This window comes from Micromonospora citrea (assembly GCF_049629545.1).
GTDB classification, from domain to species: domain Bacteria; phylum Actinomycetota; class Actinomycetes; order Mycobacteriales; family Micromonosporaceae; genus Micromonospora; species Micromonospora citrea_A.
Genome location: NZ_JBNADX010000030.1, coordinates 14,835 through 39,221, shown reverse-complemented (window position 1 = coordinate 39,221; position 24,387 = coordinate 14,835). Strand labels below are relative to the sequence as shown.

25 protein-coding genes are annotated in these 24,387 nt (G+C 74.6%); 15 read left to right on the top strand and 10 right to left on the bottom strand.

Translation table 11 applies throughout. The features are described 5' to 3' along the window. Positions 1-17: 17 nt before the first annotated feature. Both ACPFP2_RS25670 and ACPFP2_RS25665 read right to left on the bottom strand, forming a co-directional pair. Positions 18-677, bottom strand: a complete 660-nt coding sequence (locus ACPFP2_RS25670; protein WP_424092187.1) for a DUF6766 family protein — start codon at positions 675-677, stop codon at positions 18-20. Between the two features lie 107 nt (positions 678-784). Then, positions 785-1,267 carry a DUF4383 domain-containing protein gene (locus tag ACPFP2_RS25665; RefSeq protein WP_424092186.1) on the bottom strand — a complete coding sequence of 161 codons (483 nt, stop codon included), beginning with the start codon at positions 1,265-1,267 and terminating at the stop codon, positions 785-787. A 203-nt stretch (positions 1,268-1,470) separates the two neighbouring features. Between ACPFP2_RS25665 and ACPFP2_RS25660 the strand changes: the two genes are divergently transcribed. Genes ACPFP2_RS25660 through ACPFP2_RS25650 form a run of 3 tightly spaced genes read left to right on the top strand, consistent with a single transcriptional unit; the run spans position 1,471 to position 3,411 of the window. Next, positions 1,471-2,271: a hypothetical protein gene (locus tag ACPFP2_RS25660; RefSeq protein WP_424092184.1), complete on the top strand. Its 801-nt coding sequence runs from the start codon at positions 1,471-1,473 to the stop codon at positions 2,269-2,271. A 31-nt stretch (positions 2,272-2,302) separates the two neighbouring features. After that, a complete protein-coding gene (locus ACPFP2_RS25655; protein ID WP_424092182.1) occupies positions 2,303-2,764 on the top strand; it encodes a phage holin family protein in 462 nt (153 codons plus the stop codon). Further along, a complete protein-coding gene (locus ACPFP2_RS25650) occupies positions 2,761-3,411 on the top strand; it encodes a DUF3618 domain-containing protein (protein ID WP_424092180.1) in 651 nt (216 codons plus the stop codon). Before ACPFP2_RS25655 ends, ACPFP2_RS25650 begins: the two co-directional genes overlap by 4 nt. Before the next feature lie 75 nt (positions 3,412-3,486). Here the strand turns inward: ACPFP2_RS25650 and ACPFP2_RS25645 are convergent, their stop codons facing one another. After that, the gene (locus tag ACPFP2_RS25645) at positions 3,487-4,665 is read right to left on the bottom strand and encodes a glycosyltransferase (protein ID WP_424092179.1); all 1,179 of its coding nucleotides are present in this window, start codon (positions 4,663-4,665) and stop codon (positions 3,487-3,489) included. Positions 4,666-4,801: 136 nt separating this feature from the next. Between ACPFP2_RS25645 and ACPFP2_RS25640 the strand changes: the two genes are divergently transcribed. Beyond that, positions 4,802-5,443, top strand: a complete 642-nt coding sequence (locus tag ACPFP2_RS25640; protein WP_424092177.1) for a cyclase — start codon at positions 4,802-4,804, stop codon at positions 5,441-5,443. Beyond that, positions 5,440-6,615, top strand: coding sequence for a zinc-dependent alcohol dehydrogenase (locus ACPFP2_RS25635; RefSeq protein ID WP_424092175.1), 1,176 nt, complete (start codon positions 5,440-5,442; stop codon positions 6,613-6,615). The genes ACPFP2_RS25640 and ACPFP2_RS25635 overlap by 4 nt, the downstream gene beginning before the upstream one ends. Positions 6,616-6,780: 165 nt before the next feature. On the opposite strand, the gene ACPFP2_RS25630 is transcribed toward ACPFP2_RS25635, so the two are convergent. Beyond that, the gene (locus tag ACPFP2_RS25630; protein WP_424092173.1) at positions 6,781-8,028 is read right to left on the bottom strand and encodes a cytochrome P450; all 1,248 of its coding nucleotides are present in this window, start codon (positions 8,026-8,028) and stop codon (positions 6,781-6,783) included. 224 nt (positions 8,029-8,252) lie between these two features. Here ACPFP2_RS25630 and ACPFP2_RS25625 point away from each other — a divergent pair, with 224 nt between their 5' ends. Then, positions 8,253-8,660 carry a hypothetical protein gene (locus tag ACPFP2_RS25625; protein ID WP_424092171.1) on the top strand — a complete coding sequence of 136 codons (408 nt, stop codon included), beginning with the start codon at positions 8,253-8,255 and terminating at the stop codon, positions 8,658-8,660. 14 nt (positions 8,661-8,674) lie between these two features. Here the strand turns inward: ACPFP2_RS25625 and ACPFP2_RS25620 are convergent, their stop codons facing one another. Further along, positions 8,675-8,893 carry a DUF397 domain-containing protein gene (locus ACPFP2_RS25620; RefSeq protein WP_088975611.1) on the bottom strand — a complete coding sequence of 73 codons (219 nt, stop codon included), beginning with the start codon at positions 8,891-8,893 and terminating at the stop codon, positions 8,675-8,677. Positions 8,894-8,959: 66 nt separating this feature from the next. On the opposite strand from ACPFP2_RS25620, the gene pepN reads away from it, so the two are divergent. After that, the gene (gene pepN / locus ACPFP2_RS25615; RefSeq protein WP_424092169.1) at positions 8,960-11,476 is read left to right on the top strand and encodes an aminopeptidase N; all 2,517 of its coding nucleotides are present in this window, start codon (positions 8,960-8,962) and stop codon (positions 11,474-11,476) included. 109 nt (positions 11,477-11,585) lie between these two features. Here the strand turns inward: pepN and ACPFP2_RS25610 are convergent, their stop codons facing one another. Next, positions 11,586-12,788 (bottom strand): FAD-dependent oxidoreductase, encoded by a 1,203-nt coding sequence (locus tag ACPFP2_RS25610; RefSeq protein ID WP_424092168.1) that lies wholly within the window; start codon positions 12,786-12,788, stop codon positions 11,586-11,588. A gap of 157 nt (positions 12,789-12,945) precedes the next feature. Further along, entirely contained in the window at positions 12,946-13,584 is a 639-nt protein-coding gene (locus ACPFP2_RS25605) for a PadR family transcriptional regulator (RefSeq protein WP_424092166.1), read from the bottom strand. Positions 13,585-13,748: 164 nt separating this feature from the next. On the opposite strand from ACPFP2_RS25605, the gene nadD reads away from it, so the two are divergent. From nadD to ACPFP2_RS25575, 6 genes are all read left to right on the top strand, one after another. Further along, positions 13,749-14,345 (top strand): nicotinate-nucleotide adenylyltransferase, encoded by a 597-nt coding sequence (nadD, locus tag ACPFP2_RS25600; RefSeq protein ID WP_424092163.1) that lies wholly within the window; start codon positions 13,749-13,751, stop codon positions 14,343-14,345. Positions 14,346-14,455: 110 nt separating this feature from the next. Then, on the top strand, positions 14,456-14,854 hold the full coding sequence (gene rsfS, locus ACPFP2_RS25595) for a ribosome silencing factor (protein WP_088975607.1): 399 nt from the start codon (positions 14,456-14,458) through the stop codon (positions 14,852-14,854). Further along, entirely contained in the window at positions 14,851-15,480 is a 630-nt protein-coding gene (locus ACPFP2_RS25590; protein ID WP_424092161.1) for a histidine phosphatase family protein, read from the top strand. The genes rsfS and ACPFP2_RS25590 overlap by 4 nt, the downstream gene beginning before the upstream one ends. A 48-nt stretch (positions 15,481-15,528) precedes the next feature. Next, positions 15,529-16,386 carry a DegV family protein gene (locus ACPFP2_RS25585; RefSeq protein WP_424092160.1) on the top strand — a complete coding sequence of 286 codons (858 nt, stop codon included), beginning with the start codon at positions 15,529-15,531 and terminating at the stop codon, positions 16,384-16,386. 713 nt (positions 16,387-17,099) lie between these two features. Continuing rightward, positions 17,100-17,972 (top strand): helix-hairpin-helix domain-containing protein, encoded by an 873-nt coding sequence (locus tag ACPFP2_RS25580; protein WP_424092237.1) that lies wholly within the window; start codon positions 17,100-17,102, stop codon positions 17,970-17,972. Then, complete coding sequence (locus ACPFP2_RS25575) at positions 17,969-20,359, top strand: ComEC/Rec2 family competence protein (RefSeq protein ID WP_424092158.1); 2,391 nt, start codon at positions 17,969-17,971, stop codon at positions 20,357-20,359. The genes ACPFP2_RS25580 and ACPFP2_RS25575 overlap by 4 nt, the downstream gene beginning before the upstream one ends. Positions 20,360-20,488: 129 nt before the next feature. Here ACPFP2_RS25575 and ACPFP2_RS25570 read toward each other — a convergent pair whose 3' ends face one another. Continuing rightward, positions 20,489-21,088, bottom strand: coding sequence for an NAD(P)H-dependent oxidoreductase (locus ACPFP2_RS25570; RefSeq protein WP_424092156.1), 600 nt, complete (start codon positions 21,086-21,088; stop codon positions 20,489-20,491). A 219-nt stretch (positions 21,089-21,307) separates the two neighbouring features. Between ACPFP2_RS25570 and holA the strand changes: the two genes are divergently transcribed. Beyond that, positions 21,308-22,288 carry a DNA polymerase III subunit delta gene (gene holA, locus ACPFP2_RS25565; RefSeq protein ID WP_424092236.1) on the top strand — a complete coding sequence of 327 codons (981 nt, stop codon included), beginning with the start codon at positions 21,308-21,310 and terminating at the stop codon, positions 22,286-22,288. Then, positions 22,285-22,761, top strand: a complete 477-nt coding sequence (locus ACPFP2_RS25560) for a hypothetical protein (RefSeq protein WP_424092155.1) — start codon at positions 22,285-22,287, stop codon at positions 22,759-22,761. The genes holA and ACPFP2_RS25560 overlap by 4 nt, the downstream gene beginning before the upstream one ends. 165 nt (positions 22,762-22,926) lie before the next feature. Here ACPFP2_RS25560 and rpsT read toward each other — a convergent pair whose 3' ends face one another. Both rpsT and ACPFP2_RS25550 read right to left on the bottom strand, forming a co-directional pair. Next, positions 22,927-23,193: a 30S ribosomal protein S20 gene (rpsT, locus tag ACPFP2_RS25555; RefSeq protein ID WP_088975602.1), complete on the bottom strand. Its 267-nt coding sequence runs from the start codon at positions 23,191-23,193 to the stop codon at positions 22,927-22,929. 115 nt (positions 23,194-23,308) lie between these two features. Further along, positions 23,309-24,325, bottom strand: coding sequence for a phosphotransferase family protein (locus tag ACPFP2_RS25550; RefSeq protein ID WP_424092153.1), 1,017 nt, complete (start codon positions 24,323-24,325; stop codon positions 23,309-23,311). Between the last annotated feature and the right edge of the window lie 62 nt (positions 24,326-24,387).

Here is a 24,387-nt window from a genome sequence, read left to right as displayed (position 1 = left end):
GACGGGCAGCCGCCGGCTCAGGCGCCGGTCTGCGCGTGCGCCGCGGTGACCGGCTTGGACTCCGGCGAGGCGTGCTGACGAAGGACGATGCTCAGCAGGATCAGCACCCCGACGGCGAGGAACTCGCTCTGCCAGTTCTGCATCGACTGGAACCAGAACTCGCTGCTGCCGAGGAACTCCCACGCGCTGATCGGCGCTGCGCCGCTGGAGAGAGCCTGCTGCTCGTTGTACTCGGCCAGCCCGCCGAGCAGGTGGCCGACGAACGAGCCGAGGAAGATCAGCAGCAGAGCCAGGGAGAGGCTGTTGCGGTAGACGACCAGCGGGAGGCCGCCGACGCGTACCGGCCAGGGGGAGCCCGGGCCGGCCCGGCGGGCGTCGTCCTCGGGGCGGTCGGTCTGGTCCTCCGGCTTGGACCCGGCCGAGCCCTTCTGCACCAGGTAGGCGGTGAGCAGCACGTACCCGCCCATCTGGAGGAACTCCGACTCCCAGTTCTCGAAGACGGACTCGGCGAAGTGCCCACTGCCGAGGTATGCCAGCCAGTCGATCGGCGCGGCGCCGTACTCAGTCAGCTCCTCGTTGTGGGTCTGCCAGCCGAAGACGCTCTGCAACGCCAGGAAGACGACGAACGCCCCCAGCATCGTCACGCTCAACGCGTTGTCCCGGATCCACCGTGGCATCGTGACCTCCTCGTCGCCACGCCTCGTCGGCTTCCCGGTGCCCCGCCGACGATCCGATCAAACTCGGACACACCGGGCGCTCCGGGCGGGCGTGGCGGGCCGGCGGCTCAGGGGCGGTCGATCGGGGTGTCGAGCCGGCCGCCGGTGCCCGCGTCGTTGGACACCAGCAGGCCGAGGGCGAGCATGCCGAAGCCGAGCACCAGGTGCAGCCAGTTGTCGGCGTCGTTGACGGGGATGAAGTTGGCCGCGCTCTCCCGGTCGATGGCGAAGCCGTACAGCCAGAGCGCCAGGTAGAGCGCGCCGCCGCCGGCCAGGAAGAGCCGGGCGCCGGCGACGGTACGGGCCAGCGCCAGCCCGGCCAGGCCGAACAGCAGGTGCAGCAGGTTGTGCAGGACCGACACCTGGAACAGGCCGAGCAGCTTCGCGTCGGAGTGGTGCCCGGCGAAGGTCATGTCCCCGTACCCGGTGGTGACGCCCGGGACGAAGCCGAGCACGCCGATCAGGACGAAGATCGCGGCCACCGCGGTGGCGGCCGTCCGGAGCCTGGGCTTCGGGCCGGCCGGCGCGCGCCCACGCACGTCACGTGCCATCGCTGATCACCTCCGTGAGCGCTGCCGACGGTAGCCGGACACTCCTCACATTCTGTGACCGACGGACCGCTCGCTGTGGAGAAATGGCGAATCAGGCATGGACCAGACGGCCGGGGGTAGGTGAAGAGTCGCGCCGACGTGACGGTCGGCGAGATCCCCCCAGCGCACAAACCGCGACGAAACGTCCGAGCGGAAGGGAAACCATGACTTACGATCTCTCGCCCACGTCTTCCACGTACGGGCACGAGCACAGCACCAACGGCGGTGGCGTCCGGGACCAGGCCCGTCAGGTCGGCTCCGAGGCCGCCAACGCGGGCGGCGCGGTCGCGCAGACCGCCAAGCAGCAGGGCAAGGAGGTCGTCGGGGAGGCCCAGCGCCAGGTCCGCAACCTCTACGGCGAGGCCCGTACCCAGGTCGCCAGCCAGGCCGGCGACCAGCAGCGCCGGGCCGCCGGCGGGCTCCGCTCGCTGGCCGAGGAGATGCGCTCGATGGCCCAGAACGGCGGACAGGCCGGCCCGGTCACCGAGCTCGCCCACCAGGCCGCCGACCGGGTGCACGGCGTCGCCGGCTGGCTCGAGGCGCGTGAGCCGGGCGACCTGCTCAACGAGGTGAAGACCTACGCCCGTCGCAACCCCGGCACCTTCCTGGTCGGCGCGGCCCTGCTCGGCGTGGTCGCCGGCCGGCTCACCAAGGGCCTCACCTCGGCCTCCGACGACTCCACCGGCGGCTACGGCTCGACCAACGGCTACGACCCGGACCGCACCGCGGTGATCCCGACGCCCCCCGCGCCGCGCGCGGTGCCGGACGCGACCCCGCCGGGCGGCTACCTCGACCCGACCCCGGGCAGCTACGCCGAGCCGGACCCCGGCTACTCGGCCTACCCGGACCGCGGCACCAGCACCAGCTACGCCGACCCGGCGGGCGGCGTCGGCCAGCCGCTGCCGCCGGTGACCCAGACCGACCCGCTGCCGGGCGTGCCGTCCAGCGGCACCACCCGTCCGTGAGCGACCGAGACATCCGAAGGGAGGCGACGGCATGAGCGTGCCGACGCAGTCCGGAATGGACACCGGACACCACCCCGCGGGTGCCCCGCACACCGCGGACGAGGTCAGGGGCAGCTCCCTCGGTGAGCTGATGCGGTCGGTCACCACCGACCTGTCCACCCTGATGCGTCAGGAGGTGGAGCTGGCCAAGGCCGAGATCCGCCAGGAGGGCAAGAAGGCGGGCAAGGCCGCCGGGTTCTACGGCGGCGCCGGCTTCGGCGGCTACATGGTGGCGTTGTTCGTGTCGATCGCCGTGTGGCAGTTCCTGGACAACGTCATGGACTCGGGCCTGGCGGCGCTGATCGTGGCCGTCGTCTGGGCCGGGGTCGCCGCCGTCCTCTACTCGAAGGCCAAGAAGAACGCGGAGCGCATCCGCGGCCTCAAGCAGACCAACGACAGCGTGCAGCGCATCCCCGACGCGCTCAAGCCCCACCCGGAGGGAGTCACCCGATGAGCACCGATCCCGCCCAGATCCGCCGGGAGATCGAGGCCACCCGTAACAGCCTCAGCTCCGACGTGGACGCCCTGGCGTACAAGGTGAGCCCCGGCCGCATCGTCGACGACCGCAAGCAGCGGGTGCGCAGCGCCCTGCACAACGTTAAGGACAAGGTGATGGGAAGCGCTTCCGACCTCGGCCACAGCACCGGCCACGCCGCCCACTCGGTGGGGGGCCACGCCTCCTCGGCGGCCTCCACGGTGAGCGACAAGGCGCACTCGGCGGCGGCCACCGTCGGTGACGCCGCGCACCGGGCGCCGCAGGTGATCCGGCAGAAGTCCGAGGGCAACCCGCTGGCCGCCGGCCTGATCGCGTTCGGCGTAGGCATGCTGGTCTCCTCGCTGGTCCCGGCGACCCGCCGTGAGCAGGAGCTGGCCGCCCAGGTCAAGGAGAAGGCCACCGAGCACAGCGGCGTGGTCAAGGAGAAGCTGGGCGAGGTCGCCACCGAGCTGAAGGAGGAGCTGCGCGAGCCGGCGCAGCACGCCACCGAGTCGGTCCGCTCCACCGCCCAGGGCGCCGTGCAGAACGTCAAGGACGACACGAAGTCCGCCGCGCACGACGTCAGGGACCAGGCCCAGCAGTCCCGCGAACAGGTCCGCTACTGAAGGAAAGCACCGCACAGCTCGCGGCCACTCCCGGCGTCCGCCGGGGCGTGGCCGCGAGCTTTCGCGTGTACCGGGTCAGGCGCGGGTCACCAGGTCGGCGCCGACCCAGGCGACGAGGTCGCCGGACTCGACCGGGGTGAGCCGGCGGCGCAGCAGCCGGGTCGAGTGGGCGGGCCGGCGGACCCGGTGGCCGGCGTACCGGACCCCGCCGCGCAGCAGCCGCCGGCCCAGCGCGAGCCAGGAGCACAGACCCCGCTCCAGTAGCCAGACCGGCGCCGCCAGCGAGGTGCGGGCGGGGAAGACGCGGGCCCCGCCACCCCGACGCCGGCCCGCCTCGGCCACCGCCACCGCCGTCGCGGCAGCCGTCAGCAGCAGGCCGGGCCGTCGGGCCGCCAGCGCGACCGCCACGCCGGGGAGCACCGCCAGCGAGACCAGCAGCCGCCCGGGCTGGGCCAGGTCGTCGTACGCCTGGCGGACCCGCTGGCCCCGGAAGTGTGCCGCGGTCGGCGGCAGCCGGCGGACGAACAGCCAGGCCGGGGCGGTCTCGGTGCCGCCGTACGCCCGCACGGTGCGGACCAGCTCCAGGTTCTCGAAGAGCACGTCCGGGTCGTATCCGCCCATTGCCCGGAAGGTGCTCCGGCGCACCGCCAGGGTGCCCGGCCAGTCGGCGGCCAGCGCCCGGTTGAGCAGCGTCCGGCCGGTGTCCCACCACGCGTGCCAGGGCAGCGGGTCGAAGTAGTTCTGCGGGCGGACCAGATCGAACTCGTCCAGCAGCCGGTGCGCGGCGCGCAGCGCCGGCTCGTCGTACCGGACGTCGTCGTCGGCGATCACCACGTGCTCGTGCCGGGCCGCGGCGACCCCGGTCAGCACGCCGAGCACCTTGCCGTTGATCCCGTGCAGCGCCGGGTCGACCGGCAGGTGCCGGACGATGCCGCGCCAGGCGGCGGCGTGCCGGCCGTGGGCCTGCGGCGGGGAGCCGTCCACCACCGTGACGTCGACCAGGCGGGACAGCCGCCGGAGGTAACCGGTCAGCTCGGCCAGGCCGGTGTCGTCGGACCAGCGCAGCGGCAGGACGTACTCGACGGGCAGCCGTGGCGTGAGATGGATCCTGGTGGTGTCGAACTCGCAGGCCGGTCCGCCGTCGGCGAGGGCCACCAGCCGGTCCACGGCGGCGTCCGGATCGAGGTGGGCGAAGGCGGTGTCGTGGACGTCCGCGGGGATGTGCCGGCCGTACTCGCTCGCGTCGAAGGGCACCGTCGCCTCCTGAAGCCGTGGTGCTGCGGCATGCCCACGGCCGGACCGGTCAAACCGGTTCGTTTCGAGCGATCGTGGACGGGTAGCGCTCCGTCATGCGGGTGTCCATCCCGGGCGCCCGGGTGGAGGAGACGTGATGACCAGCAACGCGACGAGGTGGGCGCTGCTCGGCGCCACCACGGTGACCGCGCTCGGCGTCGGCCGGGCGGTGGCCCGCAGACGGCGGCGCCACCAGCCCGACCGGCAGGGTGGCTGGTACGTGGTGCGGCGCGGAATCACCGTGGACCGGCCGATGGACGCCGTCATCGGCTTCTGGACGGACCGGGAACGGCTGGACCGGGCCCTGGCCGAGTGGGCCACCCTGGAACAACTCGACGACAACCGGTGGCGCTGCGTGGCGAGCGACCCGGCCGGCGGCGGCACCGAGTGGCGCGCCGAGATCGCCGTCGACGGGCCGGGCCGGCTGAGCTGGCGGGTCGACGAGGGGCCGGTGCCGCAGCAGGGGCACGTCGACCTGGTGCCCGCGCCGCAGGGCCGCGGCACCGAGATCCGGGCCGAACTGCGCTACCGCGCCGGCGGCCCGCTGCGCCGGCTCCTCGGCCTGGTCGGCGGGGACGAGCCCGACCTGGGGCTGCGGGACGCGCTGCGGCGGATCAAGTCGCTGGTCGAGACCGGCCAGATGATCGACACCCGGCACGACCCGTCCGGGCGTGACGCGGCGCAGGAGAAGGTGACCGACAAGGTCCGCGAGCGGTTGACGACGGGGGGACGGGCGTGAGGGCGCTCTGCTGGGAAGGGGTCGGCAAGCTCGCGGTGCGGGACGTGCCCGAGCCGGGCATCCGCGCCGAGGGGGACATCATCGTCAAGGTCCGGGCCAGCAGCGTCTGCGGCTCCGACCTGCACCTGATCAACGGCTACCTGCCGGCGATGCGGGAGGGCGACATCCTCGGCCACGAGTTCATGGGCGAGGTCGTGGAGACCGGACCGGGTGTGCAGCGGCTGCGGGTCGGTGACCGGGTGGTGGTCGGTTCCGTGGTGGCCTGCGGCGGCTGCTGGTACTGCCGTACCGAGCAGTACTCGCTCTGCGACAACTCCAACCCGCAGCCGGTCCTCACCGAGAAGCTCTGGGGTCACTCGCCGGCCGGCATCCTCGGCTACTCACACGCCGCCGGCGGCTACTCCGGCAGCCACGCCGAGTACATCCGGGTGCCCTTCGGCGACGTCGGCGCGTTCAAGGTCCCGGACGGGGTGGCCGACGACGCGGTGGTCTTCGCCGCCGACGCCATGCCCACCGGCTGGATGGCGGCGGACTTCTGCGCGCTCAAGGGCGGCGAGGTGGTCGCCGTCTGGGGCGCGGGCGGGGTCGGTCAGATGGCCGCCCGTTCCGCGCAGATCCTCGGCGCGGAACGGGTCATCGTCATCGACCGCCTGCCCGAGCGGCTCGCCACCGCCGCCGACCGCCTCGGCGTGGAGACGATCAACTACGCCGAGACCGACGTGCTGGAGGCGCTGCGGGAGATGACCGCCGGCCGGGGCCCGGACGCCTGCATCGAGGCGGTGGGCATGGAGTCGCACGACGTCGGTCCGATCCACGCGTACGACAAGGCCAAGCAGACCGCCCGGCTCACCACCGACCGGCCCACCTCCGTACGCCAGGCGATCATGGCCTGTCGCAAGGGCGGCACGGTCAGCATCGTCGGCGTCTACGGCGGCCTGGTCGACAAGTTCCCCCTCGGCGCGGCGATGAACAAGGCCCTGGTGCTGCGGATGGGGCAGATGCACGCCCAGCGCTACATCCCGATGCTGCTGGACCGGCTGGCCGTCGGCGAGATCGACCCCGGCTACCTGGCCACCCATCCGATGTCGCTGGAGGACGGCGTGCGCGGGTACGAGCTGTTCGAGAAGAAGCAGGACGCCTGCCTGCGCAGCGTCCTGCACCCCGCCGCCTGACCGTGGGACGGGCGTCGACTCGGTGCGTGGTGGCGGGGTGCCGGCCCCGACCCGACCGCGCCGACGAGACGCCCTTCCCGGGTCGTCGTCGCCCGCCCGGTGCGAGCACGCCGGCCCCGGGTGCGAGGGGCCGGTCGGTCGGTGTTCCTTCCGCACGCTCGCCGGTCAGTCGGTGCGCCGTACGTCGTCGACGAGGAAGCCGCTCGGCGGCAGCGTCGGCATCCGGCTCAGGTCCAGCGCCAGGTCCTGCGGCGGCACCTCGTAGCGCATCGCGGTGGTCAGCAGGGTCACCGCCTGCTTCATCAGCTCGATGGTGATCCACTCACCGGCGCAGCGGTGCCCGCCGAGGTGTTCGCCGCCGCCCTGCGGCACGAAGCCGTACGGGTCGTCGCGCCAGCCGGTGAAGCGTTCCGGGCGGAACCGCTCCGGCTCGGGCCACAGGTCGGGGTGGTGGTTGGTGCCGTACAGGTCGAGCAGCACCCGCCGGCCCCGGGGAAAGTGGTGGCCCTGCCAGTCGAAGGACTGCCGGACCCGGGCGGCAGCCACCGGGAAGAACGGGTAGTAGCGGCGAACCTCCTGCACGAACCACTCGGTCGCGTCGTCGTCGCCCCGGACCCGGTCCCGCCACGCCGGGTGGTCGTGCAGGGCGAGCGCGGCGAAGACCACGTACCGGTCGACGGCCACGGTCGGGCGCAGCACGTTGAGCAGCTCCACGGCGGCGATCCGGCGGGGGAGCAGCCGACCCTGGTCGTCGCGGTGCTCGGCGACGGCGCGCAGCGCGCTGCCCTCGAGCGCGGGCAGGGTGCCGACCCGGGCCCGCTCCACGATGCCGGCGATCCAGTGCTCGGCACGGCGGCGGCCGTGCCGGCCACGCCAGTAGCGCGGGCCGATCGACGCCGCGCTGTCGATCATCGCGTGCATCTGCGCGGTGCGGCGGGCCACCTCGGGCTCGGCCAGCGGTACTCCCGCCCAGGCGCAGACCGCCCGCATCAGCATCCGGGCGACCTCGTCGTAGAGGACCACCGGGCCGTCGGCCTCCCAGACCGGGATCCGGGCCCGCCACTCGTCGGCGAAGAGTTGGCCCAGGTGCCGGACCGCGCCGGGCGTCATCAGCGACAGGAACATGGCCTTGCGGTCGGTGTGCGCCGATCCGTCGAGCCCCTGTACGCCGCCCCGGCCGGTCAGCGTCCGCTGCCCCCGCTTCGGCATCGCCCCCGCCCGGCGGAAGCGCCCGGTGTCGTAGAAGAGTTCGGCGGCCGGTCGGCCGCGCAGGCAGATGGTCCGCTCCAGCAGCAACCGGGCGGTGAAGATGTCGCTGCCGTAGCGCTCGCAGCGGGAGCTGACGTACCGGTACCCCTCGCGGAGGAACGCCAGCGTGCTCTCCGGGCTGCGGTCGGCGGGAGTGGCGGACATCCGGCTCTCCTGACACGGTGACGGCGGGTGGCCGCGCGGGTCGGCCCGTCGCCGTCTACCCCGGTCCGCGCCGCCCAATCCCGCGAGCCCGGCGGGGCCGGCCCTGGGGTGTGGGCCCCGCAGGCCGCCACCGTGCTGGCCCCTCCCAGGGCACCGGGAACCTGGTTGGCTCGTCCCCGGGTCGGCCACGACGGCCGGCCACCGGGTCACCACGGGGAGGACCGATGCGGGAGAACAGGCCGCCGTACTGGCGTCAGCGGCGGGTGACGGAGGCGATGGCGCGGGCCGCCGGCACCGGCCCCGACCCGGCGGACGCGCCGCTGCTGGCGCCGCCCCGACGGGTGCCCCGGCCGCCCCGGCACTTCACCGCCCATCTGGGCTTCGAGGCCGCCGGCCCGGAGCAGGCCCGCGAACTCGCCGTGGCGTACGCCGAGGCGCTGAGCCTGCTCCGCCCGGAGCTGGCGCTCGCCGCGGCCGCCCTGTCGCCGGCCGACGCCTGGCACCGGGCCGAGCGGCTCTTCTGCGACGCGCCGGGCCCCGACGGCGAACGGTGCGCCGACGTCGCCGGCCATCCCGGCTTCCACCACGCCCCCGGCCCCGGCGGACTGGGCTGGGGCGAGGGGGACGGGTGAGCCGGGCGGGCCGGTCAACTCAGGTCGAACTCGCCGTCCTGGGCGCCGGCCACGAAGGCGTCCCACTCGGCCTGGGTGAAGACGAGCACCGGGCCGTCCGGCTCGGCGGAGTTGCGCATGCCGATCAGGTCGTCGACGAAGGCCACCTCGACCGCACTGTCGGAGGTGTCGCCCTCGGCCCGCTGCCAGACCGCCCGGGACAGGTCGAAATCGCCCTTGGGGTGCTGACCCATTGTTGGTCCTCCATCGCCACGCGTAATGGGAAGCCCGTCCGGCTCCCCGTCCGGCAGGATAAGCGGATGCCGAGCCTGACCCGTGTAGAGGCGACCGCGCGTCGCGCGCTGATCACCGTCGAGTCCTACGAAGTGGACCTCGACCTCACCGGCGGCGGCGAGCGGTTCCACTCGACCGTCACCATCCGCTTCCGGGCCACCCCCGGGGCGGAGACCTTCGTCGAGGTCAAGCCCGCGGCCCTGCGGGAGGTACGCCTCAACGACCGCGACCTCGACCCGGCCACGCTGGTCGACAACCGGCTGCCGCTGACCGGGCTGGCCGAGGCGAACACGCTCACCGTCACCGCCGAGATGGCGTACTCGAACACCGGCGAGGGGATGCACCGCTTCGTCGACCCGGCCGACGGCGAGACCTACCTCTACGCGATGTCCTTCCTGGACGACGTGCAGCGCATCTTCGCCGCCTTCGACCAGCCGGACCTGAAGGCCCCGGTCACCCTGTCGGTCAGCGCCCCACCGGAGTGGACGGTCGCCGCCAACGGGCAGCTCGCCGACACGCCCCGGCCAGGGCGCTGGGAATTCGCCGCCACCGCGCCGTTGGCCACGTACTTCGTCTCGCTCATCGCCGGCCCCTGGCACGTGCGCCGCGACTCCCACGACGGCATCCCGCTGGGGGTCTACTGCCGCCGCTCACTCGCGGCGCACCTGGACGCCGACCTCGACGAGATCCTCACCGTCACCAAGCAGTGCCTCGACCGGTTCCACCAGCTCTTCGCCGAGCGTTATCCGTTCGGCAAGTACGACCAGGCCTTCGTGCCCGAGTTCAACGCCGGCGCGATGGAGAACCCGGGCCTGGTCACCCTTCGCGACGACTACATCTTCCGTTCGGCGGTCACCGACACCCAACGGGAGCTGCGCGCCACCACGATCGCCCACGAGATGGCGCACATGTGGTTCGGCGACCTGGTCACCATGCGCTGGTGGGACGACCTGTGGCTCAACGAGTCCTTCGCGGAGTACCTCGGCACCCGGGTCACCGCCGAGGCGACCCGCTTCGACCGGGCCTGGACGACGTTCGCCATCCGCCGCAAGGCCTGGGGCTACACCGCCGACCAGCGCCCCTCGACCCACCCGGTGGCCCCCGAGGAGGTCGCCGACGCCGCCGAGGGGCTGCTCAACTTCGACGGCATCTCGTACGCCAAGGGCGCCAGCGTGCTGCGCCAGCTCGTCGCCTGGCTCGGCGACGAGACCTTCCTCGCCGGGCTCAACGCCCACTTCGCCGCGCACCGCTTCGGCAACGCCACCCTGGCCGACCTGCTCGACGCCCTCAGCGTCGCCGGTGGCCGCGACCTCACCGACTGGGCGCAGTGCTGGCTGCGCCGGCCCCAGGTCAACACGCTGCGAATGGAGACCTCGGTGGACGCCGACGGGCGGTGGGTCTCCGCCGCCGTGGTGCAGACCGCTCCCGAGGCGTACCCGGTGCTGCGACCGCACCGGGTCGGTGTCGGCCGGTACGCCGCCGACGGCACGGTGACCCGGATCGAGGTGGATCTCGACCCGGACGTCGACAAGGGGCGCACCGAGCTGGCCGAGCTGGTCGGCGAGCCGGCCACCGGCCTGCTGCTGCCCAATGACGGCGACCTGACCTTCGCCAAGATCCGGCTGGACCCGGCCTCCGCCGACGTGGTGCCGATGGTGCTGCCGGGGCTGACCGACCAGCTGGCCCGGGCGCTGCTCTGGGGTGAGACGCTCGACGCCGCCCGGGACGGGGAACGGCCGGTCACCGCGCTGGTCTCGCTGATCGCGGCGGCGCTGCCCGCCGAGACCGAGGTGATCATCGCGGAGGAGGTGCTCGGCCTCAGCCGTGGGCTGATCGACCGTTACCTCGACCCGCTCGCCCGGGAGGCCGCCCTGCTGCGCGTCGCCGGGGCCTGCGCCGCGCTGCTCGCCGGAGCCCCGGCCGGAGGGTCGTTGCAGCTCGCCGCCGCCCGGGGCCTGATCGCCGCCAGCACCGACACCGGGCTGCTCGCCGGCTGGCTGGCCGGTGACGGCGTGCCCGAAGGGCTGGCCGTCGACGCCGACCTGCGCTGGGCGCTGCTGCTGCGCCTGGTCGTGCTCGGCGCGGCCGGCGAGCCGGAGATCGCCGCCGAGGCCGCCGCCGACCGCAGCGCCGTCGGCGCGGAACGGGCCGCCTGCTGCCGCGCCGCCCTGCCGGACGCCGACGCCAAGCGGGCCGCCTGGGAGATCGTCACGCACAGCACCGAACTATCCAACCGCCTGGTGGAGGCGACCGCGGAGGGCTTCTGGCAGCCGGAGCAGGCCGAGCTGACCGCACCGTACGTGGCCAGGTACTTCGCCGACATGCCGGCCGCCGCGCGGCTGCGTACCGCCTGGGTGGCCGACGGGATCACCAGGCTGGCCTTCCCCCGCTACGCCGTGGCGCAGCCGACCCGGGAGTCGGCCGCGACGCTGCTGGCCCGCGACGACCTCACGCCCGGGCTGCGCCGGTGGGTCACCGACCTGGACGACGACATGCGCCGCGCGTTGGTGGCCCGGACGGCGGTGGCCGCCGCGTCGGCCTGACCGCCGCGCACCGGCTGCGGCGCCCGACCCGCCGCAGCCGGTGCGTCCGGTGGCACCTCGACCGGACCGGGGTGGCGCGTCGCCGTGCGCGCCACCCCGGGGCGTCGGTTCAGCGTCCGGTCGGGCCCGACGTGACCGGGGCGTCCCAGTCGATGACGTAGCGCTGCTCGGGGCCGAGCGTCTTCTCCGGTTTCATCGCGGTCTTCACCAACAGCGGCATGAGCAGCGGCATCAGCGCCCGGGCCAGCGGGCCCGGCGCCTTGGCCTGGTTGATCCGCGCGGCCCGGGCGGCGACCCTCTCCACCCGGTCGCGCCGCAGCCGTTCGAAGGCGGTGAACGCCGACCGGGCGTCGGGCAGGTCGCGCAGGCAGCGGGCCAGCTGCACGGCGCTCTCGATGGCCAGCGAGGCGCCCTGCCCGGAACTGTTCGAGGGCGCGTGCGCCGCGTCGCCCACCAGCACCATGCGTCCGCGATGCCAGCGCCGGACCGACGGCATGATGTGCAACGAGCCCACCACCTGCAACTCGCCGGGGTCGCTGGTCAGCATGAGGTCGCGCCCCGGCTCGTCGTCGGAGTGGGCGGCCCGCAGGGTCCGCATCCAGTCGGCCGGGGACACCGCGCGGGCCTCGGTGAGGCTCATCGGCCGCTCCTGCGGGAGGTTGACCCCCCACCGGGTGCCGCCGCCCGGCTCGGGCCAGTAGAGGTAGTAGCCACGCCGGCCGAAGGTGAAGGTCATGGTGCCGGGCTCGACGTCGACCGCGTGCCGGGCCACCGCCTCGAAGCCGAGCAGCCCGGTGAACCGGGGGCCGGGGTCGTCCGGGTCGATCAGGGCGCGGACGGTCGACCGTACGCCGTCGGCCCCGATGAGGACGTCGGCCGTGGCCGTGCCACCGTCGGCGAATTGGGCCGTGATGCCGGTCTCCGTCTCCCGTACGCCGACCAGGCGCCGGCCGTGCTCGACGACCACACCCTCGGCGGCGGCACGCTCGTGCAGCACCCGGTGCAGGTCGTTGCGGTGCACCACGTGCAGCGGGGGCACGCCCTGAAGACTCGGCAGCGCGATGCGGCGGCGGCCGATCGCCAGCACCGTCCGGTGGATCGGGGTGGCGATCGCGGCCACCGCCCGGTCCGCGTCGACCGCGTGCAGGGCGGCGAGGCCGTTGGGGGCGAGCGCGAGGGTGCCGCCGATGCCGTCGGTGGTGCTGGGGTACGCCTCGTGGACGGTGGCGGTGATGCCGGCGCGGCGCAGCGCCAGCGCGGTGACCGGGCCGGCGATGCCGCCGCCGATCACGATCGCGGTCTTGACTGTCATGGTCCCTCCAGGACTCGTCGGTTGTCGCGCGTGGCGAACCGACCTGGAGAGAGCCCGGCTATCCTCGTGGTTGCCGCTTCGGGCCGGTCACCTCTCCAGGTGCGGTTCGGGGTAAGGGCCCCGGCCTGGTGTTGGCGCACCGTGCCGGGGCCGTCCATCACTCGGTGGTGTCGCTCCCTTCCGGGGCGTCCGTCGACCGGCCCCCGGTCTCGTGGAAGGCCCGCCACTCGTCCAGACCCGGGTAGCTGCCCGAGGTGAGTTCGGCCAGCAGGGCACGGATCCAGGCGGCTTCCGCCTCCTTGACGGTCAGGTCGTAGTCCGACTCGACCAGGAACAGCCGCGGCACGGTGCGCAGGTGCTCGGCGAGCGCCGCACGGCCGGCCCGGATGCCGTCCGCCAGCAGTGTCAGCCGCTGTCGTAGCAGGGTCACCGCCTCGTCCGGGTGCAGGGCGGCGAGCACCGAGAGTCCGGCGCGGAACCGGGACTGCTCCGGGCCCGGGGTGGAGACCAGTTCCCGGGCCCAGTCGACCAGTTCCGCCCGGCCGGAGTCGGTGATGCGGTAGACGGTGCGCTCGGGCCGGCGGCCTTCGCGCACGCTCTGCACGGCCGCGATCAGACCATGTCGGTCCATGTTGCGGACGACCGTGTAGAAGGACCCCCACTTGATCTCCATGTCCTGGTCCTTGCCCCAGGCCCGCAGCGTGGTGGCGATCTCGTACGGGTGCATCGGCCGTTGCGTGAGGACGGAGAGCACGGCCAGGGCGAGCAGGTTCCCGACCTTCCGCTGCTGGGTCACGACCCACTCCCGTCGATGCTCGTACGCGATTACTTGTCGACGAGTATATGAGCGTGGGGCGACGGTGCGGAACCCCGTTCCCGGCGCGTGGCGCGGTGGCCGGTGGACGGGACGGTCCGGTGACCCCGCCCGGTCGCCGGCCGGACCCGGCCTACGATCATCGGGTGGAGGAAGACATCCGGCGGATCGGGATCATGGGCGGCACCTTCGACCCGATCCACCACGGCCACCTCGTGGCCGCCAGCGAGGTGGCCGACCGGTTCGGCCTGGACGAGGTGGTCTTCGTCCCGACCGGTCAGCCGTGGCAGAAGGCGGACGAGCCGGTCAGCCCCGCCGAGGACCGGTACCTGATGACTGTGATCGCCACCGCCTCCAACCCGCGTTTCCAGGTCAGTCGGGTCGACATCGACCGGGGCGGCCCCACCTACACGGTCGACACCCTGCGCGACCTGCACGCGCTGTACGGCCCGAAGGTGCAGCTGTACTTCATCACCGGCGCGGACGCGCTGGAGCGGATCCTCTCCTGGAAGGACCTGGACGAGGTCCTCGAACTGGCCCACTTCATCGGGGTCACCCGGCCCGGGTTCGAGCTGACCGACCAGCACCTGCCGGCCGACACGGTGAGCCTGGTGCAGGTGCCGGCGATGGCGATCTCGTCCACCGACTGCCGCGCCCGGGTCGCCCGGGGCGAGCCGGTCTGGTACCTGGTGCCCGACGGTGTGGTGCAGTACATCGCGAAACGTGCCCTCTACCAGGAGTGAATCCGCCCGGTACGGGTGCCTTCGTCCCCGAAACCGACCAGAACTGACAAGTCGTCTCGCCGCCGGGTGTGAGACGCTTGGAGGGTCGCACGGATGATCGAAGGAGAACGGTGACAGTTTCCGAACGCGCTCACGAGCTGGCGATGGCCGCCGCCCAGGCTGCGGCCGACAAGAAGGCGCAGGACATCGTCATCATCGACGTGGGCGACCAGCTCGCCATCACCGACGCGTTCCTGGTCGCCTCCGCGCCGAACGAGCGTCAGGTGCTGGCCATCGTCGACGCCATCGAGGAACGCCTGCTGGAGCTGCCGGAGAAGGCCAAGCCGGTTCGCCGCGAGGGCGAGCGGGGCGGCCGCTGGGTGCTGCTCGACTACGTCGACATCGTGGTCCACGTCCAGCACACCGAGGAGCGCGAGTTCTACGCCCTCGACCGGCTCTGGAAGGACTGCCCCCAGGTCCCGTTCGTCGACCGGGACCTGGTCGAGGCCGACGCCTCCGCCGCCGAATGACCCGCCTGATCGTCTGGCGGCACGGCAACACCGACTGGAACGCCGCCAGCCGGGTCCAGGGGCAGACCGACGTACCCCTCAACGCCCTCGGCCGCGAGCAGGCCCGCACCGCGGCCCCCCTGCTCGCGGCGCTGCGGCCGGACGCCATCGTCGCCTCCGACCTCAGCCGGGCCGCGGACACCGCCGCCGCGCTCGCCGAGGTCACCGGGCTGCCGGTACGCACCGACGCCCGGCTGCGGGAGCGGCACTTCGGCCAGTGGCAGGGGCTGCTCCTCACCGACGCCGCCGCCCGCTTCCCCGAGGAGCACGCCCGCTGGCGGGCCGGTGACCCCGACCCGGGCGCCGGCATCGAGAGCCTCGACGACCTCGGCAAGCGGGTCGGCGAGGCGTTCTCCGACGCCGCCGACCTCGTCGCCGGCGGCACTGTCGTGGTCGCAACCCACGGCGGCAGCGCCCGTCAGGGCGTCGGCAACCTGATCGGCTGGGACCACTCGGTGCTGCGCGCCATCGGCTCGCTGGCCAACTGCCACTGGACCGAGCTGCGCAACAACGACGCCCGGGGCTGGCACCTGCGGGCGCACAATGTCGGCCTGATCACCCGCCCGGCACTCGCCGAGCCGGTCTGAGTCGTCCGGCCCGGGCGCTGCACCGCGACATCGGCTAGCGTGCCGGGCATGCCCGTCGCGGTCGTCACCGACTCCACCGCCTACCTCCCGCCCGAGCTGGTGCAGGCGCACCGGCTGACCGTGGTGCCACTGACCGTCGTGCTCAACGGCGCCGTAGGGCTGGAGGGGGTGGAGGTCTTCCCGGCCGACGCCACCCGGGTGCTCGGTGGCCGGCGGGTTTCCGTCAGCACGTCCCGCCCCGCCCCGGAGCAGTTCGCCCGGACGTACCGGGAGCTGCTGGCGGCCGGCGTGGACGGGATCGTCTCGGTGCACCTGTCGGCGGAGCTCTCCGGCACCGTCGAGGCGGCCCGGCTCGCCGCCGCCGAGATCGGCGACCGGATCGAGGTGGTGGACAGCCGCTCCACCGGCATGGGCCTGGGCTTCCCGGTGCTCGCCGCCGCCGCGGCCGCCGAGGCCGGGGCCGAGCTGGTCGCCGTCCGTGACGCGGCCGCCGACGCCGTGGGCCGGACCACCATCTTCTTCTACGTCGACACGCTGGAGTTCCTGCGCCGGGGCGGTCGGATCAACGCGGCGGAGGCGCTGCTCGGCACCGCCCTGTCAGTGAAGCCGATCATGCACATGCCGGACGGGGCGATCGTGCTCCGGGACAAGGTGCGCACCGCCAGCCGGGGCGTGGCCCGCCTGGTCGACCTGGCCGTCGAGGCGGCCGGGGACGCCGACGTCGACCTGGGCGTGCACCACCTCGCCGCACCGCAGCGCGCCGAGCAGCTCCTCGAGGCGCTCACCGCTCGGTTCGGCGACCGGCTGCACGACACGTACGTCTCCGAGGCCGGTGCCGTGGTCGCCGCGCACGCCGGGCCCGGCCTGGCCAGTGTGGTCGTCCACCGCCGCCCCGATCCGGCCTGACCTACCGACCCGCCGCCGCTCTGATCCGGCCTGACCTGCCGACCCGCCGGTCGCCGGTCCGGCCGGGCTGCTCAGCCGGTTGCGTGGCCGCCGACTGGGTCAACGGGGAGCCTGCGGTGCGACAGAGACGCGGGCCCGGACCGGAAGGCGGCTGGCCTCGTAGCACATCATCGCTTGATCAGGCGGTTGTCCACAGGGCGTCCGGCCGTCCACAGGGGGCGGTCGACGGCCGGTGACGACCGTCGCGGCTTTCGTAGCCTCGCCCCGTGTCGGACGACGAGGAGACGATGGTGCGGCGGCGGCTGCTCCGGTTGGCCGAGGCGGTGCCCGGGGGAGTAGCGGCGCCGCCACCGGGCCCGGGTGCGCCGCTGCCGGCGTCAGGTGCCACAGACGGGCCCCGGGGATCCATCGGTCGGGCAGCGCCGACCGTCGCCGCCGGCTCGCCCCGACGGAGACCGGGTGAACCCGCCGCCGGCGCCACCGGCACGCCCCCTGCCAGGCCGAGCGGGCCCGGGGACCGCGACACGGGATGGCCCTGGGTGGGCAGGGGCGGCGACCTGGGCGGGCCGCTCCCGGCCGCCGCCACGGTGCTGTCCGCGTCACCGCCCTCGGCCGAGGGCTCGCACAGCGCGGGCGGACCGGGTGGCCCAGCCCCGGCGACCGGGACGGTCCGCCACGCGGCGGCGGACGACGAAACGGCCTGGCCGGCGGAGGTGGCCGATCCGGTCGGCCCGACCGGCGGTGGGGTGGCCACGCCCTCCGGTCACCCCGGCCGGACGGGTCCGCCCGGCGGCGACCGCCCTGCCGCGCCCGGCGATCGCACCCTGCTCGGTGGCGACCGTCCGGCCGCGCCCGGCGATCGCACCCTGCTCGGCGGGGAGCGCCCGGCCGTGTCGGCCGGCGACGCCCCGGTGCTCGGGGGTGGAGCGCCGGTCCGGGTGCACTCCCGGCTCCCCGGACCGGGGGCGTTCGACCCGGGGCGGCGGGGGGTGCGGGCGCTGGCCGCCGTCGCCGTGGTCGTGGTGCTCGGCGCCGGCTTCTGGGCCTGGCGGTCCCGCCCCCGCGCCGAGCCGGTCCGTCCCCCGGGGCAGGCGGTGCAGGTCACCGCTCCGGAGACGTCGAGCGGGCCCGACGCGTCCGCGAGCCCCGCCGGTGAGTTGGTCGTCGCGGTCGCCGGCAAGGTACGTCGTCCGGGCCTGGTCCGGGTGCCGTCCGGCGCGCGGGTGGCCGACGCGGTGCAGGCGGCCGGCGGTGCGCTCCCCGGTGTGGACGTCGCCCTGCTCAACCCGGCCCGCAAGGTCACCGACGGTGAGCTGATCCTGGTCGGCGTCGCGGCGCCACCCGGCCAGCCCGCCGCAGCCCCGCCGGCCGCCGGTACGGCTCCCGCTCCCGGCCAGCCGTTGAACCTGAACACGGCCACGCTGGCGCAGCTCGACGCGCTGCCGGGGGTGGGCCCGGTGCTCGCCCAGCGCATCCTGACCCACCGGGACCAACAGGGCGGCTTCCGGTCGGTGGGTGACCTGCGGCAGGTCGAGGGGATCGGCGACGCCCGGTACGAGCAGCTCAAGGACCTGGTGACGGTGTGAGCCGCCGGACCCCGGGTGACAGCGTCGTCCACACCGCTGCCGAGGCGCCGGACCTGCGGCTGGCCGGGCTGGCCGTGGCCGCCTGGCTCGCCGCGCTGGCCTGCCTGCACCTCACCGCGACGGCGGCGACGCTGCTGGCGGCCGTCGCCGCCGGCCTCGCCACCGTGGCCGCCGCCCACCTGCTCGGCCGCCTCGGCCGGCCCTGCGCACCGCTGCGGCGGTACGGCTGGATCGCCGTCGCGGCGCTGATCGGCGTCGTCTGCGGCGCGAGCGCCACCGCCGCCCGGCTGCACGTGCGCGACGCCGCCCCGCTGCGCGCGCTGGTCGACGAGCGGGCCCGGGTCAGTGCCGACCTCATCATCCGGGACGACCCCCGTCCGGTACGCGGCGCGCCGGGCCGGCCGGCGACTCTGCTGGTCGCCGCCGAGCTGGTGCACCTCACCGGTCCCGACGGCCGCCGGGTGAGCGCCCCCGCGCGGGTGCTGGTGCTCGCCACCGACCCGGCATGGCGGGGGCGGCTACCGGGGCAGCGGCTCACCGCCGAGGGACGGCTGACCGCCCCGCGCGGCGGCGATCTCACCGCGGCGGTGCTGACCGTGCCGGGTCCACCCGCGCCGCACGGGCCGCCACCGTGGCTCCAGCGTGCCGCCGGTACGCTCCGCGCCGGCCTGCAACGGGCCTGCGCGCCGCTCCCCGACGAGCAGGGTGGCCTGCTGCCGGGGTTGGTCGTGGGGGACACCAGCGCGCTGCCGGCCACCGTGGAGGAGGACTTCCGGGCCACCGGGATGACGCACCTCAACGCGGTCTCCGGTTCCAACGTCGCGATCGTCGTCGGCGCGGTACTGCTGCTCGCCCGCTGGGCCCGGGCCGGTCCCCGGGCGGGCGCGGTGCTCTGCGGGCTGGCCCTGGTCGGCTTCGTCGTCCTGGTCCGTCCGTCGCCGAGCGTGGTGCGGGCCGCCACCATGGGCGCGATCGGGCTGGCCGCGCTCGCCGCCGGGCGACCCCGGGCCGCGTTGCCCGCGCTGAGCGCCGCGGTGGCTGTCCTGGTGCTGGTCGATCCGGAGCTGGCCGGGGACGCCGGGTTCGCGCTCTCCGTCCTGGCCACCGGCGGGCTGTTGCTGCTGGCCCCCGGGTGGCGCGACGCGCTGCGGCGGCGCGGCGTACCGGCCGGGTTGGCCGAGGCGCTGGCCGTCCCGGCCGCGGCGCAGGTCGCCTGCGGGCCGGTGGTGGCCGCGATCTCCGGCACGGTGAGCCTGGTCGCGGTGCCGGCCAACCTGCTGGCGGTGCCGGCCATCGCGCCCGCCACGGTGCTGGGCGTGCTGGCCGCCGCCGGGTCGCCGCTCTGGCCGGCCGGTGCGGAGTTCGTGGCATGGCTGGCGAGCTGGCCGGCCTGGTGGCTGGTGACGGTGGCCCGGGTCGGGGCACGACTGCCGGCCGGCACCCTGCCCTGGCCCGGTGGGGTGCCGGGGGCGCTGCTGCTGGCCGGGCTGACCGTGGCGCTGCTCCTGGCCGCCCGGCGGCCGGTGGTCCGGCGACTGGTGGCGGTCGGCGTCGTCGCGGTGATGCTCGGCACCCTGCCGGTGCGCATCCTCGCCGACGGGTGGCCACCGGCCGGCTGGGTGCTGGTCGGCTGCGCGGTGGGGCAGGGGGACGCGCTGGTCCTGCCGGTGGCGGCCGGCCGGGCCGTGGTCGTCGACGCCGGGCCGGAGCCGTCCCTGGTCGACGGCTGTCTGCGGCGGCTGGGCGTACGGGAGGTGTCGCTGCTGGTGGTGAGCCACTTCCACGCCGACCACGTGGGCGGGGTCGCCGGGGTGCTGCGGGGCCGGCGGGTGGGTGGGATCGTCACCCCGTCGCTCGCCGAGCCGGCGACGGGACGGGACCTGGTCGCCGCCGCCACGGGCGCGGTGACGCCGCAGGCGGGGGTGGCGGGGTGGTCGTACCGGGCCGGTGGGGTGGAACTGGTGATCCTCGGCCCGCCGTACCCGCTGCGCGGCACCCGGTCGGACCCGAACAACAACTCGCTGGTGCTGCGGGCCACCGTGGCCGGGGTGCGGGTCCTGCTGGCGGGGGACGCCGAGACCGAGGAGCAGCGGGCCCTGCTGGAGCGGTCACCGCCACAGGCGTTGCGGGCCGAGGTGCTGAAGGTCGCCCACCACGGCAGCGCCTACCAGGATCCGGCGTTCCTGGACGCCGTCCGGCCCGCCGTCGCGGTGGTGCAGGTGGGTGCCGACAACGACTACGGCCACCCCAGCCCGTCGGTCCTGGCCTGGTTGGCGCGGGGCGGGGTCCGGGTGCTGCGTACCGACACCGACGGCGACGTGGCGGTGGTCGCCGGGCGGCACGGGCTGGCCGTCGTGACGCGGGGCCCCGATCCGGCGAGCCGGTGATCGTCGCGCTGACCGTACCGGCCAGGGGGAGTGACTCCCCGTCGTCGTGGCGGCGCTCGGCGTCGGGCGATCGACTCGCCGTTGTCCTGGCGGCGCTCGACGCCGGCGGGTCGCCGGGCGCCGCGACGGTCACCGACCCTGGGCCCCGAGCCGGCGGACCCGCGTCAGCCAGAGTTCCCGTTGGCGGGGACCGGCGTTCTTCATGCCGGCCAGCACGGTGCGCCGGGCCGGGCGGAACCCGCAGTGGCGGAGGAATCCGCGTCGCATGAACCGCCAGAACAGGTCCTCACGGGCGAACAGCGCGAGGAGCTGTGGCGAGTTCTGGGTGTAGATGACCCGGGCGGAGCGTCCCTTCAACAGCTTGCGCAGGTAGGGGAAGCGGTCGAGGTACACGACACCGAAACCGGGCAGGAAGACCCGGTCGATGAACCCCTTGAGCAGCGCCGGGACCGACCACCACCAGCACGGCGTGACGATCACCAGGTGCTGGCACCAGCGGATCGCCTGCTGTGCCTCCACCAGCACGGGTTCCAGCGGCTGCGGATGGGCGAATCCGCCGTGCAGCACCGGATCGAACCGCATTTCCCGCAGGCGGAGCAGGCGGACGTCGTGGCCGCCGGAGCGGGCACCCTCGACGTACGCGCGGGCCAGGGCGTCGCTGAAGCTGCCGGCGTCCGGATGCCCGTCGATGACGAGGATGCGACGGCCGCCCTCTGGTTGGTGGGTCACCCCGGCATCGTCCGTCAGGCACTCGCCGACTGTCCGGCGCTTCGGTGTTCGGCCCGCTCCGAACTCCAGGAGGCGATCACGCACCTCGCTGAGGATTGCGGCGAACATTGGCGGCTTGCGCCCGGCAAAGAGGATAAATGTCTGGATTTGCGCTGAGTGCGGGGTGCGCCGTCGCAGCCGCCGATGACCAGGCCCGATCGCGTCGTGGGCCGTGCCAAGATGGGCGGCGTGACCGCCGCCAGCCTCGCTCCCATTCTGCTCGTCCTCGGCGATGAGGAGCTGCTCGCCACGCGCGCGGTCGGCGAGGCCGTCGCGCGGGCCCGCAGTGTCGACCCCGACGTGGACGTCCGGGAGTACCAGGGCGGGACGCTGACCCCCGGCGAGATCGCCGAGGCGCTCAGCCCTTCACTCTTCGGCGGGCGTCGGCTGCTGGTGCTGCGCGCCGGGCAGGACGCCCGCAAGGACCTGGTCGCCGCGCTGCTCGCGTACGCCAGGAACCCCGACCCGGACGTCCAACTCGTGGTGCTGCACCTGGGCGCCGCCAAGGGCAAGGCGTTCGCCGACGGACTCAAGGCGGCGGGCGCGACCGTGGTGCCCGCGATGAAGCTCAAGGGGCACCGCGAGCGGGTCGCCTTCGTCCGGGACGAGATCCGCCGGGGCGGTGGCAAGTGCTCCGAGGACGCGGCCGAGGCGCTGATCGCCGCCGTCGGCGGTGACCTGCGGGAGCTGGCCGCCGCCTGCTCGCAACTGCTCGCCGACACCGACGGGCGGATCGGCGCGGACACCGTCGCCCGGTACTACCGGGGCCGGGTGGAGGTGACCGGCTTCACGGTTGCCGACGCCACGATGGTCGGAGACGTCCCGGCGGCGCTGGAGGCGCTGCGCTGGGCGCTGCACGTCGGGGTCGACCCGGTGCCGATCGCCGACGCCCTCGCTGACGGTGTCCGCACCGTGGCCCGGGTGGCCGCCGCCGGCCGGGGTGACCCGTACCAGCTCGCCAGCAGCCTCGGCATGCCCGCCTGGAAGATCAAGAACGCTCAGCAACGGGCCCGGGGCTGGACCCCGGAGGGCCTGGTCGAGGCGATGCGGGCGGCCGCCGAGTGCAACGCGGCGGTCAAGGGCGGCGCGGACGACCGGGCGTACGCCCTGGAGAAGGCGGTCTTCTCGGTCGCGGCCGCCCGGCGGGGCGGCGCCCGGTGACCGGCCCCACCCGTACGGCGTGGAGCACCGTGCCGACCGAGGAGGAGCGGTACCGACCGCTCTACGCCCGGGCGCTCGGACTGCGCTTCGTCAATCCGGGTGGGGTGCTCTGCTTCGTCTTCTTCGAGGGCGCCGTGGCGCTCGCCGTGCTGCTCGCCCTGGCCGAACTGGTGAGCTGGTGGGCCGTACCGCTGCTGCCGCTCGCCGTGGCGGTGATGGTGAAACTCAACGACCTGGTGGCCGAGCGGGTGGTGCGGTCGGCGGCCCTCGTCCCGGAGCAGGAGCGGGACCGGTTCCGTCGGCAGGTGGAGCCCGTGGTCGGTCGGGCCCGGGTGCCCCGGGCACTGCCCGGCGTCGTGGTCGCCGGCGAGGTGGTGCCCGGCCCGTCGTGGGACCGGCGGTCGGGGCCGTCGGAGCAGGCGCCGTCGGTGGCGCGCGGCTTCGCCCGCCCGGGTGGGAACCGCGACGCCTGATCCGCACCGGCTCCGACGATCCGCTGCCGCCCCCGGCCCGATCTCCGACCTACTGACCGGTCAGCCCTGAGCCGGTGGACGCACCGCCCTGCTCCCGGATGCGGACAGCCGGAAACCCCGGGGCGGTGGCCCCGGGGTTTCCGGTCGGGTCTGGAGGTCGCTCGGTCAGACCGAGAGCGAGCCGACGCGCTTGGCGATCGCCGACTTCCGGTTCGCCGCCTGGTTGGCGTGGATGACGCCCTTGCTGGCGGCCTTGTCCAGCTTGCGGGTGGCCTCACGCATGAGGACGGTGGCCTTCTCGGCGTCGCCGGCCTCCGCAGCCTCGTGGAACTTCCGGATGGCGGTCTTCAGCGACGACTTGACCGACTTGTTACGCAGCCGGCGCTTCTCGTTCTGCCGGTTGCGCTTGATCTGGGACTTGATGTTCGCCACGCGACAGCCTCGTCTTGATAGCTCGGGTTTCGGTCTGCTTCAGCGCGCGACGAGCATGCGTCATCGCTGCGCGAAGAGCCAGGTTACCAGGTCCGTCGGGACGAGCCAAAACGGCTCACGCCCAGCCCTGCCGGAGGGCCAGCCAGCCGAGCGCCTGCTCCCCGCTGAAGCGCTGGTGCGCCCGCAGGTACGGGGAGACCGGCGGGGTGGCGGCGGTCGCGGCGGCCGGCCCCACCACACCGGGCGCGACGGCGGCGGCCGAGGTCAGGAAGTACCCGGCCAACGCGGCCAACGTCACATCCAGGGCGTCCGGCGGGGCGTCGACCGCAGCCGGATGGGCGGCGAAGAGGTCGTCCACCGGCAGCCCGTCGGCGTACCCGGTGAGCAGCAGACCGACCAGGTCGAACCAGGCGGGGCCGTGGCAGAGCCAGTTCCAGTCGCAGAACCAGGCCCGGCCGGCCCCGTCCAGCAGCACGTTGTCCACCCGTAGGTCGCCGTGGGCCAGGCCGCGCCCGGCGGCGGCGTACCCGGGCAGGCGGGACTCCAGCGCGACCAGGTCGGTCAGCCGGGCCCGGGCCGTCTCGGACGCGGGCGGCATCGGCTCCCGGCCGGCGGCGACCTCGCCCCACCACAGGACGTCGTCGCGGACCAGGTCGGCCAGGTGCGGCAGGCCCGGCGCGACCAGTCCGGCGGGCGGCTCCGCCAGGGCGGCGGCGACCTCGGCGTAGCCGGCGAGGACGGCGGCCAGCTCGGCGGGGGCCCAGGGCAGGCGCGGGATCCGCCCGTCGATCGCGTCCAGGCAGAGCGCGTGCCAGCCGGCGGCGTCCAGCGCCCACCGGGGGCGGGGGACCGGCAGGCCGGCCGGGAGCCGGGCGAGGACGGCGGCCTCCCGGGCGTACCAGTCGGCGAGGTGGCCCTGGTGGACGAGGTCGGCGGCCTTGACGAAGACCCGGCCTCCGTCGGCGGTCTCCAGCACGGCGGCGAACCCGCCGGTGAAGCCCGCCGTCGCGGGCCGTGTCGCCACCACCTGCGAACCCAGCCGGGCGGTCACCGCCTCGCGCAGCCCGGCCGGTAGGGCCGACCAGGTCGGCCGTACGGCCGTCGCGTGGTACGGCACGGGGATCGCGGGCACGTCACCATGCTGCCCGGTCGCCCGGCCGGTGTCGCCTGCGGCACCGGTCCTCGTCCGTGACC

Coding starts and splice junctions, on each gene's coding strand:
- ACPFP2_RS25670 (WP_424092187.1), bottom strand. CDS start 677: ATGCCACGGTGGATCCGGGACAACGCGTTGAGCGTGACGATGCTGGGG.
- ACPFP2_RS25665 (WP_424092186.1), bottom strand. CDS start 1,267: ATGGCACGTGACGTGCGTGGGCGCGCGCCGGCCGGCCCGAAGCCCAGG.
- ACPFP2_RS25660 (WP_424092184.1), top strand. CDS start 1,471: ATGACTTACGATCTCTCGCCCACGTCTTCCACGTACGGGCACGAGCAC.
- ACPFP2_RS25655 (WP_424092182.1), top strand. CDS start 2,303: ATGAGCGTGCCGACGCAGTCCGGAATGGACACCGGACACCACCCCGCG.
- ACPFP2_RS25650 (WP_424092180.1), top strand. CDS start 2,761: ATGAGCACCGATCCCGCCCAGATCCGCCGGGAGATCGAGGCCACCCGT.
- ACPFP2_RS25640 (WP_424092177.1), top strand. CDS start 4,802: ATGACCAGCAACGCGACGAGGTGGGCGCTGCTCGGCGCCACCACGGTG.
- ACPFP2_RS25630 (WP_424092173.1), bottom strand. CDS start 8,028: ATGTCCGCCACTCCCGCCGACCGCAGCCCGGAGAGCACGCTGGCGTTC.
- ACPFP2_RS25625 (WP_424092171.1), top strand. CDS start 8,253: ATGCGGGAGAACAGGCCGCCGTACTGGCGTCAGCGGCGGGTGACGGAG.
- ACPFP2_RS25620 (WP_088975611.1), bottom strand. CDS start 8,893: ATGGGTCAGCACCCCAAGGGCGATTTCGACCTGTCCCGGGCGGTCTGG.
- pepN (WP_424092169.1), top strand. CDS start 8,960: ATGCCGAGCCTGACCCGTGTAGAGGCGACCGCGCGTCGCGCGCTGATC.
- ACPFP2_RS25610 (WP_424092168.1), bottom strand. CDS start 12,788: ATGACAGTCAAGACCGCGATCGTGATCGGCGGCGGCATCGCCGGCCCG.
- ACPFP2_RS25590 (WP_424092161.1), top strand. CDS start 14,851: ATGACCCGCCTGATCGTCTGGCGGCACGGCAACACCGACTGGAACGCC.
- ACPFP2_RS25585 (WP_424092160.1), top strand. CDS start 15,529: ATGCCCGTCGCGGTCGTCACCGACTCCACCGCCTACCTCCCGCCCGAG.
- holA (WP_424092236.1), top strand. CDS start 21,308: ATGGGCGGCGTGACCGCCGCCAGCCTCGCTCCCATTCTGCTCGTCCTC.